Genomic DNA, 13564 nt, shown 5'->3' with positions numbered 1-13564 from the left:
CGGTGTGACCGGAGGCGCCGGACGGGCCCGGATCGTCCGATCGGTCGGTCTCTGCCGTTTTCCGAACGACTTTCGGCGCCACCCCCTCACCCCTCCCCCCGCGGCCCTCGGCCGACGGCTAGATTGCGCTGGCTCGACAACGGGGAAGGTTCTTCGCAAATGTCACTGCGCGTCCACCGTCGGATCACCCGACGTCGTGTGTTGGCCTCGGGTGGCGCGCTGGCCGCGGCCACCGCCACGCCCTCGGTGCTCGCGGCGCCCGCCGCCCCCGCCCGGGCCGACGGTCCCGGCTACGACCCCGAGCAGCGCTTCATCCAGCTCGTGGGCGGCGGTAACGGGGTCATCTTCGCCATCCAGGCCGACGGATCGCTGCTCTGGTACCGGCACTGGGGCTGGCAGACCGGCGTGACCGGATGGGCCACCGGCTCCGGCCGCAAGATCGGTTCGGGCTGGCACCAGTTCCGCACGGTCCTCGGCAGCGCCGACGGCTCGCTCTACGGGGTGCGGGCGGACGGCACGATCCACTACTACCGCTACGTCTGCACCAACTACACCACCGGGGCCGGCTACTGGAGCGGCAGCAGGCAGATCGGCAGCGGCTTCCAGAAGTTCCCCCGCCTGTTCGGCTTCGGCGGCACGGTCTACGGGGTCGACGCCGAGGGCGACCTGTACGGCTACCAGTACACCCCGTCGACGGGGAAGTGGACCGGCGGCAGCCGGATCACCCGGGGCTTCAAGAGCTTCCAGGGCGTGGCGGACGGCTCCGGGGTGATCTACGCGTACCGGCACGGCGCCATCTACTGGTACCAGCACCTGGGCGGCGGCAGGTGGGCGGCCGGCTCCGGCATCCGGATCGGCAACGGCTTCAACGAGCTGACCATCAACGGGCTGATCTGCGTCGGGCAGGGCACCCTCTACGGCGTGCAGCCGAGCGACCCCACCCGGCGCGCCACCGGCAGCCTGGTCACCTACCGGATCACCAACTGGTCCAAGGCGGGCACCGACCGGCGGGCGACCTGGGCCAACGGCGGCTCCGGCCGCACCGTCGGCAGCGGCTTCACCCTGCAGAGCCAGGCCGCCCTCCAGGGGTACGCGCGGACGCCGACCGTGACCGCCGGCTCGACCGCCCGGATCGCGGTCTCCACCACCTTCCCGACGCTCACCGCGTCGGTCGTACGGGTGGCGCCGAGCGAGGGCGCGCCGGAGGTGGTGAAGGAGCCGACCGGCGTGACGGGCAGACTCCAGGTGCTGCCGACCGGCTACCTCCAGTCGGGCTGCGACTGGTCGGACACGCTGACGCTGTCGATCCCCGAGAGCTGGCCGTCCGGCCTGTACGCGGCCCGGCTCGAGGGCCCGCACAAGCTGCGCCGGCACGTGCCGTTCGTGGTGAAGCCGGCGACGCCCCGGCACGACATCGCGATGCTGCTGCCGACGAACACCTACCACGCGTACAACACGTGGGGCGGGCACTACCAGTACTGCGGGGACATGGCGGGGACACGCACGTTCTCGCTGCGCCGGCCGTCGACGGAGCTGAACGTCGAGGCGACCGGCAACCTGGAGCACACCCTCTGGTCGGACGTGCTGCTGATGCGCTGGATGACCCGGCAGGGGCTGGAGTTCGACTGCTACGACGACACCGACCTGCACGTCTCCGGCGGCTGGCTGGCCCGGTACCGGGTGCTGGTGCTCGGCAGCCACCCCGAGTACTGGTCGGAGGAGATGCGCCAGCACCTCGCCGACTACCTCGCCGGCGGCGGCCGGGTGATCTACGCCGGCGGCAACGGTCTCTACGAGCGGGTGCGGTTCAGCGCGGACCGCAGCGCCGTCACGTTCCGCACCCCGGAGGGGCGGCGGGACACCTACAACTCGCTGGGCCTGCCCGCCTCGCAACTCGTCGGGGTCAACTACACCAGCGCCAGCTGGTTCACCTTCGCCCCGTACGCGGTCCTGCGCGACCACAAGCTGCTGGCCGGCACCGGCCTGACCGTGGGCAGCCGCTTCGGCCTCGCCGGCTACAACGGCGCGGCCAGCGGCTGGGAGACCGACGCCATGCTCGGCCTGGACGGCGAGGCCGATTCGACCGAGGTCATCGCCCGGGGGCAGAACACCGGCGGGGGCGCGGCCATGGTGCTGGTCGAGAAGCCCAACGGTGGCTTCGTCTTCAGCGCGTCCTCGATCACCTTCGCCGGGGCGCTGGCGACCGACGCGGCGATGTCCCGGCTCTTCCGCAACGTCTTCGACCTCGCGCTGGCCGAGGGCCCGGCGGTCCGCCGGACGACGGCGCCGCGGCAGCGCACCGCCCCCGCGCCCGACCAGCTCGAACCCCAGCCGCTGGAGTGACCCCCGGAGCGGGTCGGCCGGCAGCGCCCTGCCGACCCGCTCCGACTAGGGTCGGCCGAATGTTCGACCTCCTCGTGATCGGCGGCCTCGGCGTGGACGTGCGGGTGCGGGTGCCCGCGATCCCGCTGCCCGCCGCGGACTCCGTCACCGTCGACCCCATCGAGCTGCGGATCGGCAACACCGGTTCCGGGCTGGCGCTCGCCGCGCACGCGCTCGGGCTCCGGGTGGCGGTGGTCGACATCCTCGGCGCGGACCCGGCCGGGGACGTCGTCCGGGCGGCGCTGGCCCGCACCGGTGTGCACGCCGTGCTCGGCGACGCCCCGGCCGGCACGCGGCGGTCGGTGAACATGGTGGACCCGGCGGGGCGGCGGATGTCGCTCTACGACCCGCGTCCGTGGCGGGGGCCGGCCCCGTTCGCGGCGGCCGAGCTGGCGGCGCTGGCCCGCGACTCGGCGCACGTGCATCTGTCGATCATGGACTGGGTCCCTCCCCTGCTGCCCGACCTGCGCGCCGGGCTCGCCGACGGGGCCGCCCTCTCCACCGACCTGCACGACTGGGACGGCGAGAACCCCTACCACCGCCCCTTCGCCGAGGCGGCCGACGTGGTCTTCGTCAGCGGGGTCCGGCTGGGCGCGGGCTCCGACGCGCTGGCCGCCGCGCTGGCGCCCCGCACGGTGCTGGTGACCCACGGGGCGGACGGCGCCGACCTGCACACCGGCGACGGCGGGCCGACCCGGGTGCCCGCCGCCGAGGCGCCCGCCCCGGTCGTCGACACCAACGGCGCCGGGGACGCGTTCGCGGCGGGCGTGATCGCCGCCCGGCTGCGCGGCGTGCCGCCGGCCGCCGCGGCGGCGTACGGGGTCCGGGTCGCGGCGGCGGCCTGCACCCACGACGGCATGGAGTACCCGGCCGGCCTGCTGCCACGCCCCTGACGTCAGGGGGCGGGCGGCACCGCCTCCCCGGGTGGCCGTCAGACGGCGCCGGTGGCGCCGTCGGTCAGCTCGCGGAGGATGTCGGCGTGCCCGGCGTGCCGGGCGGTCTCCTCGACCATGTGCACCAGGATCCAGCGCAGCGAGACCTCGCCGAGCTGCGGGTGCGGGACGACGTGGTCGAGGTCGAACCGCCCGGCGACCTCCCGGGACCGGGCGCACGCCCGCTCGTACGCCCCGGCGAGCCGCTCGACGGTGTCCTCCGCCGTCAGCGCGAAGCTCGCCGACGCGTCCTCCTCGGAGGTGAGGTAGACGTCGTCCGGGCCGGGGGCGAGCAGGCACGGGAACCAGTTCCGCTCCACCAGGGTCAGGTGCTTGACGAGGCCGGCGACGGTGGTGGCCGAGGGCACCAGCCGGCGGGCCGCGTCGGCGTCGGAGAGCCCGCGCAGCTTGCGCAGCAGCACTCCCCGGTGGAAGTCGAGGAACGCTTCGAGCACGGCCCGCTCGTCGCCCGTACGGGCCAGCACCGGGCCGAGCGTGGGGTCGATCGGAATCTCCGCCATCCGCGGACCCTAGTCGTCCGGCGGGCCGGCGCGCTGCCCCTCGCCGTGCCGTCCGGCGGGCCCGCGCGCTGCCGCGCTATCCGCTGCGGGGTCGGGCCGGGCGGGGCAGGATGGGCGCATGGCATCAACGGCAGAAATCCCGCTGGTGGGTGGCACGGCCGACGGCGAGACGGTCACCGTCGAACTGGACACGAACGGCCGCCCGCCGCTGACCCACCACCACCTCGGCCCGGAAGGGCTGGCCGAGGCGGAGATCTACGAGCTGGAGTCCGTGGATGCCGGGGCCGACGGGTGGCGCTACTGCTGGCGCGGGCCGGCGGTCTGAGCCGGCCCGGGGCCCGGGTTCGGCGGCGGGCCGGGGCCGGTGGGCGTCGCCGCCTCAGGACACCCCGCTCAGGGTGCGGGCGCGGAGGCTCTCCAGCACCGCCCGGGTGACCTGCGAGGTCCCCCGGGCCTCGTCGCACACGCCGGCCACCCGCCGGGCGGTGGCCTCGGCCCGCTTCTCCCGCTCGTCCCAGAGCCGGTCGACCTCGGCCAGCAGCGGGCCCTCCACCTCCCGCTCCACGCCCCGCAGCGCCGGCACACCGAGCCGCTGGGCCAGGTCGAAAACCTTGCCGGCGTACGGCAGCGGCAGGAACGGCGTGCCGACCATCGCGGCGAAGATCAGGAAGTGCAGTCGCATGCCGACGGCCAGGTCGAAGTGACGCATCAGCCCGAGCACCTGCTCGGGCTGATAGCTGCCGTGCAGGATCCGGCCCCGCTCGGCGGCGGTCATGTGCGACAACACGCCGTGGGAGTGCCGGATGTCGTCGCGCTCCATCGGGACGAAGAGCACGTACGCGTCGATCCGGTGCACGAGGAAGTCGCCGATCTGGGCCAGCAGGCGGTGGTAGCCGTCGACGTCGAGCCGCTCGGCGGCCCGGCCCGGCTCCCGTACGCTCATCCCGACCAGCCGCTTCCCCGCCGGCACGCCCTCCTCGCGGAGCAGCTCCGCCGGGAAGTCCTCGGGTTCGAGCAGGAACGCCGGGTCCGCGGTGACCGTGATCGGGTTGAGCAGCCCCGCCTCCTCCAGCACCATCCGGGACTCCTGGTCCCGCACGGTCACCTGGGCGGCGCTGGCCAGCGTCTCCCGCACCATCCCGGTGTCGATGCTCTCGCTGAGCGGCCCGACCCCCACCGCGTACGTCAGCAACGGCAGCCCGCGCTCCTGGGCGACCCGGACCACCCGCAGGTAGCGGCGGGCCTCCCGGTCGTAGAGGATGCCGCCGCCGCCCAGGATCAGCACGTCGAGCTGGCCCAGGACCAGCGCGGAGTCGGTGCGGCTGATCCCCTCCCACGGCACCGCCTCGACGTCGGGGTGGGCGACCCGGGTGTGCTCGGGGTTACGGGAGAAGACGATGATCCGCCCGTCCGGCTCCTGCTCCCGCAGGTCGGCCAGGAGCCCGGTCAGGATCGCCTCGTCGCCGAGGTTGCGGCCCCCGTACGAGCCGAGCACGCCGATCGTCAGTCCGCCGCCACGCGTCATCGGTCGCTCCTCCCCAGGTGCGTCCGGGGACGGATTCCCGCTGCGCCGGGGAACACTCCTGGGCGACCGACCCGGGCGGGGCGACGCGCCCCGTCGCGTCCGGTCCCCGGTGTCCGGGCGTGGTCACGTTCCGTGGGTCACCGGTCGGTCGCGCCGCCCACCAGCCGGGACACGAACGCCACGACCACCTCGTCGGGGTCGAAACCGGCGTCGATGGACGTGCTGAGCAGATCGAGCAGCAGCCCGTCCATGGCGTAGTGCAGCAGGGCGACCTCGAACGCGCCGCCCGGCAACCCGGACGCGACGTGGAACGCGACGTCGTCGCGGTAGCCCCGGCGCAGCGTGTCGCCGAGGACCCGGGCCAGGTCGGGGCGGCGGACCGCCTCCAGCCGCAGCTCGATCAGGGCCCGGGTGAGGTCGGGCTGCCGGGTGGTCCGCTCGACGATGTACCGCAGGTAGTCGACGAACAGCTCCAGCGACGGCTCGCGGGCGCCCAGCTCGGCCAGGACCTCCTCGTCCGGGGCGAACCGCTCCATGATCCGCTCGCCGAGCGCGCCGAGCAGGGCGTCGCGCGAGCGGAAGTAGTTGGAGGCGGTGCCCGTAGGCACGCCCGCCTCGGCGTCGACGGCCCGGTGGGTGAGCCCCCGCGCCCCGGTCGCCGCCAGCACCCGCAGCCCCGCGTCCGCCAGGGCCGTCCGCCGCTCCACGTTCCGCGCCATGAGAAGAACCCTAGCAGGATCCACGACGGCTGTAGTACAGTCATCCACGACACCAGTAGTGATTGGGGAACCGGTTTGCGCAAGCTCGTGTACTACATCGCCAGCACCCTCGACGGCTTCATCGCCGCCCCCGACGGGTCGCCCGACTTCTTCCGTCTGGACGCCGACCTAGCCGCGCACCTGGCGGCGAACTGGTCGCAGACGCTCCCCACGTTCACCCACCCGCAGTTCGGCATCGACGAGCCAAAGGGCCGCTTCGACGCCCTGGTGATGGGCCGGGCCACCTACGACCCGGCCCTCAAGATCGGCGTCACCAGCCCGTACGCCCACCTGAAGCAGTACGTCTTCTCCCGCACCCTGCCCCCGGCCGCCGAGCCGGAGGTGGAGATCGTCTCCACCGACCCGGTCGAGTTCGTCCGCGAGCTGAAGCGCCGGCCCGGCCGCGACATCTGGCTCTGCGGCGGCGGCCAGCTCGCCGGCCAGCTCCTGCCCGAGGTCGACGAGCTGATCATCAAGCTCAACCCGTACGTGATCGGCAGCGGCATCCCGCTCGCCGACCGCGGATTCGACCCGCGCCGGTTCGACCTGGTGGGCACCCGCCCGTTCGACAGTGGCGTCGTCATCCTCCACTACGCCCGCCCCACCGAAGCCGGGTAACCGGGCCGCCGGAGGGGGCGGACGCGGGAACCGGACCCCGCGTCGGCTCCGGAACGAGGCGTCCGATCGCCGCCAGACCGGGATCGGCCGCCCCGGCGACGATCATTGGCATGACGACACTGAACGGAAAGGTCGCCCTGGTCACCGGCGGCGCCCGGGGCATCGGCGCCGCCGTCGCCCTGCGCCTGGCGCAGGACGGGGCCGACGTGGCGATCACGTACGAGCACTCCACCGACCGGGCGGCGGTGGTGGTCAAGCAGGTCGAGGCGCTCGGCCGGCGGGCGCTGGCGGTCCGGGCCGACAGCGCCGACCCGGCCGCCGTCCGCGACGCGGTCGACCGGACGGCCGCGGCGCTGGGCCGGCTGGACATCCTGGTCAACAACGCCGGGGTCTTCCTGGTCGGCCCGGTCACGGAACTGGGCGACGACGAGGTGGAGCGGACGCTCGCGGTCAACGTCCGGGCCCCCTTCCTCGCCGCGCAGGCCGCCGCGCGCCACCTCACCGAGGGCGGCCGGATCATCAACATCGGCAGCAACGTCGGGGAGCGGGCCGTCTTCCCCGGCCTGTCGCTCTACTCGATGAGCAAGACCGCGCTGGTCGGCCTGACCCGGGGCCTCGCCCGGGAACTCGGCCCGCGCGGGATCACGGCCAACCTGGTGAATCCGGGGCCGACGGACACCGACGCCAACCCGGCGGACGGGCCGAACGCCGCCGCGATCGCGGGCTTCACCGCCCTCGGCCGCTACGCCGCGCCGGCCGACATCGCCGCGACCGTCGCGCACCTGGCCAGCCCGGAGGCCGGCTACGTCACCGGGGCGGTGGTCAACGTGGACGGCGGCTTCACCAGCTGACCCGCCGCCGGGCGCGGCGGTACTCCCGGTCCCGCCGCGCCCGGCCCCGGTCCGCGCCCGGCCCGGCCCGACGGGTCCCGGCGTCAGCCGGGCGTCGCCACGGGATGGGTCAGGAACGGCAGGACCGCGGCCGGCAGCGCCGGCGAGGCCGCGACGTCGTAGTGGGTGAGCCCGGGCAGCACGGCCAGCCGGGAGGCCGGCCGGTCGGCGCCGTCCCAGCCGGCGTCCCGGTGGCCACCGCCGAGCAGCCCGAAAAACTCCACCATGTGCGCGGTGCTGACCGAGTCGGCGTCGGCGAAGACGAGCAGCGTGGGCGCGACGAGGGCGGCCACCTCGGCCGACCAGTCGTAGTCGCGCCGCAGCAGCTCGCCCGTCTTCGCCCAGAGCGTGGGCCAGTCCTCGGGCCGGGGCGCGATCCGCGTGTAGAGCTGGTGCGGCGGCGTGCCGCGCATCCGCTCGCCCGCCTCCTCGTCGGGCTCGGGCATGCCCGCCAGCACCTCCGGATACCAGCCCTGCCGCCGGCACGGCGCGGAGACGACGACCAGCCGGCGCACCAGCGCCGGATGCTGGATCGCGGTACGCAGCGCCACCCCGCCGCCGAGCGAATAACCCAGCAGGTCGGCCTCGGCCAGGCCGAGCCGGGTGACAAGCGCCGCGACGTCGTCGGCCATCGACTCGAAACGCAGCGGACGGTCGACGTCGGCGGTGCGCCCGTGCCCCTGGAGGTCGACCGCGATCACCCGGCGACGCGCGGCCAGGGCCGGCAGGATCGCCGAGAACATCTCCACCGCCCCGAAGCCGCCGTGCAACAGCAGCAACGGCCGGCCCTCGCCGTGTTCCTCCCACCACAGGCGCAGCCCGTTGACCTTCGCGTAGCTCATCCCCTCATCCAACCCCGTCGGTACGCCATCCGCCGGCCGTCCGGCGGCGGGGCGGCCGAGGAGCTGTGCGCCCCGGCCCTGCGGGCGGCGTACGGGGCGAGGCGGTGGCACGATGACGCGATGTCCGTTCCCACGCAGGTCGCCCTACGTCCGCAGTACCCGGTCCGCACCGAGCGGCTGCTGCTGCGGCCGCTGACCGGCGGTGACGTCGACGCGCTGCTCGCCTACCGCAGCCGACCGGACGTGTGCCGCTACGTGCCCTTCGAGCCGATGACCCGCCAGGTGGTCGTCGACCGGATCTCGTCCGTGTGGGCGCGCCGGGAACTCACCGACGAGGGGCAGGCGCTGACGCTCGGCGTCGAGGTCGCCGACACCGGCGAGCTGGTGGGCGACGTGGTGCTGTTCTGGCACAGCCGCGTGCACGCGAGCGGCGAACTCGGCTACGCGGTGAATCCCGCCTTCGGCGGCCACGGCTACGCCACCGAGGCGGCGCGGGCCCTGCTCCGCCTCGGCTTCGAGGACCTCGGCCTGCACCGCGTCGTCGCGCGGGTCGACGAGCGCAACGACCCGTCGGCGCGGCTGGCGCGCCGGCTGGGGATGCGGCAGGAGGCCCGCCTGGTCGAGAACGAGTTCTTCAAGGGCGGGTGGAGCACCGAACTCGTCTTCGCAATGCTCGCCGACGAGTGGGCCGCGCGTCGCGGGATCTGAACCGGCCGGGCCGAGGGGTCACGGGCCACGTACCGGAGGGCCGGCCGGCACCGTCGTACCGGCCTTCCCGGCTACAGCCGCTTGCGCATCCGGAGAGCCGTCACCTCGAAGCCCATCTGTTCGTACAACGCGGGCGGGAAGGTTGAAGCCGAAGACGCTCCGTCGCCAGGCCGTCGGGCAGCAGTGTCCCGTAGTCCTCCTGCGCCTTCGGCGCGCCTCCGGCAGCGGCATCGCCCCGGAATCGCAGATGTTCCGCGCGTAGCTTTCCTCCGCCGCTCCCGGTAGCGGAGGTACTGCCTGTCGGTCATCGGCTCGAGCCTCAGGGTCACCACCCGGCACCGTATGCCAATCCCCGCTTCCGGCCCGCGCAGGCGCCGTCCCGGCTATCCCGGTCGCACACACGGATCGGTGACCGTGTAGGTCGCGCTCCGCGCCGTGCGGCCGTCCGCTGTGGTCGCCCTTACCGACCAGGTCAGCGTCGGCGCCCGCAGCCGCCCGACGGTCACCCGCGCGGCCGATCCGTCCGTCGTCATGGCCCGGACCGACGTCCTGCCCCCGGTGGGTGTCCAGCGAATCTCGGCACCGCTGAGCGCGGCGCTGCCGGTGGCCTGCACCGTGAGGCTGTACGTGTCCGCGCCACACCGCACCCGCGCGGTGGCGGAAACGGTGAACGGCGCGGCGACCTGCGGTGTGCCGGTCGGCCGGGGCACGGTCGGTGGTCTGGAGGTTGCCGGTGCGGAGCCGTCCGGCACGACGTCGGGCGCGGCGGGCGCATCCGTCCGGGCGGCCCCGTCGCCACCCGCTGGCCCGGCAGCGGTCCCGGATGTCGCACCGGTGGCGCCGGCCGGCCCCGGCGTGCCGGCTGGCATGGCCGTGCCGGACGGCAGCGACGCGACGGCGGGCTCCGCCGGGCCACCGGCCGCTGATGCGAGCGCCTCGGACACCGGTCGGCCGGAGCCGTCCCGGCCGGCGGTCGGGCGACCGGTTGTCAGTGCCCAGGTGCCGAGGACGGCGAGAAGGATCAGTAGAGCCGTGGTCGCGGCCATTCGCCGACGGCGCGGGTCGCGGCCCGGTTGGGTCGCCCGCACCGCGTGGTCCGCACCGGCGGCGGGCCGAACGGTACGAGACCGGCCGGACCGTGGCGCCGCCGCACGGTGCGTCGCACCGCCCGGCACCACCGCACCGCGCGGCACCGCCTCGCCGCCCGGGGCCACGGCCCCACCGCCCGGGGTCACCGCCCCACCGCCCGGGGTCACGGCCGCACCGTCCGGCGGCGCCGCCTCGCCGGCCGGGGCCACGGTCTCGCCGCCCGGGGTCACCGCCCCGTCAGCCGGGGTCACCGCCTCGCCGGCCGCCGGCGCGGGCCCGTCGACCGGTCCGTCCGCCGGCCCGGCACCCTCCGCCACGGAGGGCTGGTCCGCCGCACGCGCCGGATCGGTCGCCGGGTCGGCCGTGACCGAACTCGCCGGAGTGTCCGCCGTCCCGGCCAGGACATCGGTCGCGCAGACCTCGGCCAGCCTCGGCCACACCGTGTCGGCAACGACCAGGAAGGCCGGCGCCGTGTACGCCGACAGCAGCGCGGACGGGCTGAGCTGTTCCCGTCGGAGCAGTCCGCACACCGCGCAGCTCTCGATGTGCCGCGAGACCCGCTTGCGCAGGGTTGGCGTGAGCCGACCCTGCCAGCCGTCGATCAGGCCGGCGAGGGTGGGGCAGTCCCGGGCCCCGGTACGGGCCACCAGCAGCGCCCCCAGCGCCCGTTCGAGCTGCGAACGGGCGCGCGACAGGCGGGCGTGCGCGTGGTTCGCGGGCACTCCGAGGGCCGCGCCGATGTCGGCGGACGACAGGTCGTGGCGGATGGCCAGGTGGACCACCTCGCGGTCGCCCGGGTTCAGCGCGGCGGCGGCACTGTGCACCAGGTCGCGTACCTGCTCGGCGTTGACGCCCGTGGCCGGGTCGGCGGCGTCGGCCACCGGCTCGTCGGCCTCCTCCAGCGGCAGGGAGCGGGCCCGCTCCCGGAGCTGCCGGAGGCATTCGTTGCGCACGATCGCGTACAACCAGGAGCGCAGCCGGTCGGGCTCCCGCAGCTGGCCGATGCGCTGGCTTGCGGTGAGGAAGGCGTCGTGCACGGCGTCCGCGGCAGCCTCCGGCTCGCGCAGCATGGTCCGGGCGTACGTGTACAGCCGGTCGGCGTACCGCCGGTACATGCCCTCCAGCCCGGCCCGCTCGCCGCGGCGCACCGCCTCGACCAGTGCGGTGTCGTCCTGTGCCGCCGTGTCCATCCGTGTCCCTCGCTGCTCCTCGACGCGTCCAGTAAAGCCGCCGAATTTTTTCTTCGGGAGTTTCTGTTGGCATCCCGACCCCACCGCGCTCCTACCGGTGTCATCGCTACGAACAACCCAGGAAGGAAAGACATCATGCGAGAGGGATCGAACCGCACCCGGTGGTCGCGTCGGACGGCCGCCGTGGGTGGGGCGGCGCTGAGCGCGCTCGTGCTCGGCCAGGTGGTCCTCACCGGGCCGGTGGCGGCGGTGCCCGGCCTGAGCATCAAGACGACGACCGGCCCCAGCAACACCTTCGCGAAGTCGCAGCCCGCGACGTGTCCGTCCGGCACCAAGGTCATCGGTGGTGGCGGCGCGATCACCGGCGCGGGCCTCGGGCAGGTCGGCATGGACATCATGCGACCGCTGGTCGACGGCAACACGTACTCGGTGACCGGCCGTGAGGACGAGAACGGGGTCGGCGGCGACTGGGCGGTCACGGCGAGCGCGGTGTGCGCCCCCGCGCCCGCGGGTCTGGTGACCGTGTCCGGCAGTTCGGCGCCCAGCAGCTTCGGCACATCGAACTGGTTCGAGAAGTCCTGCCCGCCCGGCAAGCACGCCATCGGGGTCGGTGGCGCGGTCGTCGGGGCGTCGAACAGCGAGGTCGTCCTGGAGGATTTGCGCATCCACCAGAACAGCGTCGTGGTGGCGGGTGCCGAGGACGGCACCGGCTTCGCCGGCACGTGGTGGCTGGACGCCACCGCGATCTGCGCCGACCCGCTGCCCGGTGAGCAGCGCGTCATCAACGACAGCCTCTACAACTCCGCCGCCACCCGGTCGGCCGTGGCCACCTGCCCGCCCGGCACCCGGGTGCACGGAGTGGGCGGCGAGATCCTCGGCGGCGACGGCCAGGTGCGCCTGACCCAGATGCTGCCCACGACCTCGACCACCGTGACCGTCAGCGCCGCGGAGGACGAGGACGGCTTCAGCAGCAACTGGAAGGTGCGGGCGTACGCCGTCTGCGCGAGCTGACCGCCGGCCTGCCCAGCGGTACGACGAGCTGAGACGCAGCGGGCCGCCGGTGATCCGGCGGTCCGCTGCGCGTGCTGGTCCGTGTGGGCCCCTGTGGCCCCCTCGCCGCTCGTCCCTGAACTCCGCGCGCCCGGGCCGCCGTGGATTCATGTCGCCGCGTCGGACAAACGGCCGTTGTCACGTGGATCCGATGAAAAGTTCTTAAACTCGGACGACAACCGCAACCGATTGGCCTGCGAACAGTCCTCACGGTAAGGATGAGCGCTCATGGACTCAGATTCGGACGAGGTAGATCTCAGCCCCGCGGAGCAGGAGGCGCAGAACAGGCTGCTGCAAGCTCTCGAAAGAGTCCAGACCATCTCGATGGCGCTCAACCATGTCGAGCATCTCCTGAATCCCGAAAACCCTTACACCCCAGCCATGAACACGCCGTCGGTCAAGGCTTTGCTGGGTCAGGTGAGGCCGGGTGAAACCGCCGAGCAGCGGCGCGACGCCATGCTCGAACTTCAGGCGAGACTGACGGTAGCCAAGAAGGAGTACGAGAAGGCACTGGAAGAGGCGAAGAAGGTTTCGTCATGATGGGCGCCGAATGCGGCCCGGGAACGATGCTCGACCCAGCCCCACCGCCGCCACCAGGGTCCAAGACGCCTCGGGACGCGAAGAGGAGGCGCGATAGAGCCGACCGCCTTACCCACCGCCTGACAGGGGGGACACCATGACCGATGCCTTCACAACTGTGTGGCGCCCGGGCGACGGCACGCAGTGGGTGCACTGGGGCATGTCGGAGGACGACTTCAAGGCCAAGGACTCCACCTACTTCCCACAAGGACTCCGCATCACCACCCTCCTGATCAAGGACGGGAAGTTCGCCGCCGTATGGCGCCCCGGCGACGGCACACAATGGGTGCACTGGGGCATGTCAGAAGACGACTTCAAAGCCAAGGACTCCACCTACTTCCCACAAGGACTCCGCATCACCACCCTCCTGATCAAGGACGGAAAGTTCGCCGCCGTATGGCGCCCCGGCGACGGCACACAATGGGTGCACTGGGGCATGTCAGAAGACGACTTCAAAGCCAAGGACTCCACCTACTTCCC

14 protein-coding genes are annotated in these 13564 nt (G+C 73.6%); 9 read left to right on the top strand and 5 right to left on the bottom strand.

Features of this window, described 5'->3' with window-relative positions:
- Positions 1–159 precede the first annotated feature (159 nt).
- Both ABT006_RS18320 and ABT006_RS18315 read left to right on the top strand, forming a co-directional pair.
- Complete coding sequence (locus ABT006_RS18320) at positions 160–2343, top strand: N,N-dimethylformamidase beta subunit family domain-containing protein (protein ID WP_350707792.1); 2184 nt, start codon at positions 160–162, stop codon at positions 2341–2343.
- Between the two features lie 59 nt (positions 2344–2402).
- A complete protein-coding gene (locus tag ABT006_RS18315) occupies positions 2403–3275 on the top strand; it encodes a carbohydrate kinase family protein (RefSeq protein ID WP_350707790.1) in 873 nt (290 codons plus the stop codon).
- Positions 3276–3313: 38 nt separating this feature from the next.
- On the opposite strand, the gene ABT006_RS18310 is transcribed toward ABT006_RS18315, so the two are convergent.
- The gene (locus tag ABT006_RS18310; RefSeq protein WP_350707788.1) at positions 3314–3835 is read right to left on the bottom strand and encodes a DinB family protein; all 522 of its coding nucleotides are present in this window, start codon (positions 3833–3835) and stop codon (positions 3314–3316) included.
- A 118-nt stretch (positions 3836–3953) separates the two neighbouring features.
- On the opposite strand from ABT006_RS18310, the gene ABT006_RS18305 reads away from it, so the two are divergent.
- Positions 3954–4160 carry a DUF8847 domain-containing protein gene (locus ABT006_RS18305; protein WP_350707787.1) on the top strand — a complete coding sequence of 69 codons (207 nt, stop codon included), beginning with the start codon at positions 3954–3956 and terminating at the stop codon, positions 4158–4160.
- Between the two features lie 54 nt (positions 4161–4214).
- Here the strand turns inward: ABT006_RS18305 and ABT006_RS18300 are convergent, their stop codons facing one another.
- Positions 4215–5360 (bottom strand): polysaccharide pyruvyl transferase family protein, encoded by a 1146-nt coding sequence (locus ABT006_RS18300; RefSeq protein WP_350707785.1) that lies wholly within the window; start codon positions 5358–5360, stop codon positions 4215–4217.
- Between the two features lie 137 nt (positions 5361–5497).
- On the bottom strand, positions 5498–6079 hold the full coding sequence (locus ABT006_RS18295; RefSeq protein WP_350707783.1) for a TetR/AcrR family transcriptional regulator: 582 nt from the start codon (positions 6077–6079) through the stop codon (positions 5498–5500).
- Between the two features lie 75 nt (positions 6080–6154).
- Here ABT006_RS18295 and ABT006_RS18290 point away from each other — a divergent pair, with 75 nt between their 5' ends.
- Positions 6155–6736 (top strand): dihydrofolate reductase family protein, encoded by a 582-nt coding sequence (locus ABT006_RS18290; protein ID WP_350707781.1) that lies wholly within the window; start codon positions 6155–6157, stop codon positions 6734–6736.
- Between the two features lie 110 nt (positions 6737–6846).
- Positions 6847–7587, top strand: a complete 741-nt coding sequence (locus ABT006_RS18285) for an SDR family NAD(P)-dependent oxidoreductase (RefSeq protein ID WP_350707780.1) — start codon at positions 6847–6849, stop codon at positions 7585–7587.
- 83 nt (positions 7588–7670) lie between these two features.
- On the opposite strand, the gene ABT006_RS18280 is transcribed toward ABT006_RS18285, so the two are convergent.
- Complete coding sequence (locus tag ABT006_RS18280) at positions 7671–8468, bottom strand: alpha/beta fold hydrolase (protein ID WP_350707778.1); 798 nt, start codon at positions 8466–8468, stop codon at positions 7671–7673.
- Between the two features lie 120 nt (positions 8469–8588).
- Here ABT006_RS18280 and ABT006_RS18275 point away from each other — a divergent pair, with 120 nt between their 5' ends.
- The gene (locus ABT006_RS18275) at positions 8589–9176 is read left to right on the top strand and encodes a GNAT family N-acetyltransferase (protein WP_350707776.1); all 588 of its coding nucleotides are present in this window, start codon (positions 8589–8591) and stop codon (positions 9174–9176) included.
- Positions 9177–9559: 383 nt separating this feature from the next.
- Here the strand turns inward: ABT006_RS18275 and ABT006_RS18270 are convergent, their stop codons facing one another.
- Positions 9560–11455: a sigma-70 family RNA polymerase sigma factor gene (locus tag ABT006_RS18270; protein WP_350707774.1), complete on the bottom strand. Its 1896-nt coding sequence runs from the start codon at positions 11453–11455 to the stop codon at positions 9560–9562.
- Between the two features lie 135 nt (positions 11456–11590).
- On the opposite strand from ABT006_RS18270, the gene ABT006_RS18265 reads away from it, so the two are divergent.
- The 3 genes from ABT006_RS18265 to ABT006_RS18255 all read left to right on the top strand — a co-directional run.
- Entirely contained in the window at positions 11591–12466 is an 876-nt protein-coding gene (locus tag ABT006_RS18265; protein WP_350707772.1) for a hypothetical protein, read from the top strand.
- A gap of 267 nt (positions 12467–12733) precedes the next feature.
- Complete coding sequence (locus tag ABT006_RS18260; RefSeq protein ID WP_350707770.1) at positions 12734–13045, top strand: hypothetical protein; 312 nt, start codon at positions 12734–12736, stop codon at positions 13043–13045.
- Positions 13046–13181: 136 nt separating this feature from the next.
- Positions 13182–13564: hypothetical protein (locus tag ABT006_RS18255; RefSeq protein ID WP_350707768.1), on the top strand; the 383-nt coding region annotated here is incomplete at its 3' end.

Source organism: Micromonospora sp. NPDC002717 (assembly GCF_040295705.1).
Taxonomy (GTDB): domain Bacteria; phylum Actinomycetota; class Actinomycetes; order Mycobacteriales; family Micromonosporaceae; genus Micromonospora.
The sequence above is the reverse complement of the archived record's forward strand: the minus strand, read 5'-3'. Positions and strand labels throughout refer to the sequence as shown.

What these genes read in the sequence shown, in the direction of transcription:
- ABT006_RS18280 (WP_350707778.1), bottom strand. Translation starts at nt 8,468, where the DNA reads ATGAGCTACGCGAAGGTCAACGGGCTGCGCCTGTGGTGGGAGGAACAC.
- ABT006_RS18260 (WP_350707770.1), top strand. Translation starts at nt 12,734, where the DNA reads ATGGACTCAGATTCGGACGAGGTAGATCTCAGCCCCGCGGAGCAGGAG.
- ABT006_RS18300 (WP_350707785.1), bottom strand. Translation starts at nt 5,360, where the DNA reads ATGACGCGTGGCGGCGGACTGACGATCGGCGTGCTCGGCTCGTACGGG.
- ABT006_RS18265 (WP_350707772.1), top strand. Translation starts at nt 11,591, where the DNA reads ATGCGAGAGGGATCGAACCGCACCCGGTGGTCGCGTCGGACGGCCGCC.
- ABT006_RS18285 (WP_350707780.1), top strand. Translation starts at nt 6,847, where the DNA reads ATGACGACACTGAACGGAAAGGTCGCCCTGGTCACCGGCGGCGCCCGG.
- ABT006_RS18275 (WP_350707776.1), top strand. Translation starts at nt 8,589, where the DNA reads ATGTCCGTTCCCACGCAGGTCGCCCTACGTCCGCAGTACCCGGTCCGC.
- ABT006_RS18310 (WP_350707788.1), bottom strand. Translation starts at nt 3,835, where the DNA reads ATGGCGGAGATTCCGATCGACCCCACGCTCGGCCCGGTGCTGGCCCGT.
- ABT006_RS18315 (WP_350707790.1), top strand. Translation starts at nt 2,403, where the DNA reads ATGTTCGACCTCCTCGTGATCGGCGGCCTCGGCGTGGACGTGCGGGTG.
- ABT006_RS18295 (WP_350707783.1), bottom strand. Translation starts at nt 6,079, where the DNA reads ATGGCGCGGAACGTGGAGCGGCGGACGGCCCTGGCGGACGCGGGGCTG.
- ABT006_RS18305 (WP_350707787.1), top strand. Translation starts at nt 3,954, where the DNA reads ATGGCATCAACGGCAGAAATCCCGCTGGTGGGTGGCACGGCCGACGGC.
- ABT006_RS18320 (WP_350707792.1), top strand. Translation starts at nt 160, where the DNA reads ATGTCACTGCGCGTCCACCGTCGGATCACCCGACGTCGTGTGTTGGCC.
- ABT006_RS18270 (WP_350707774.1), bottom strand. Translation starts at nt 11,455, where the DNA reads ATGGACACGGCGGCACAGGACGACACCGCACTGGTCGAGGCGGTGCGC.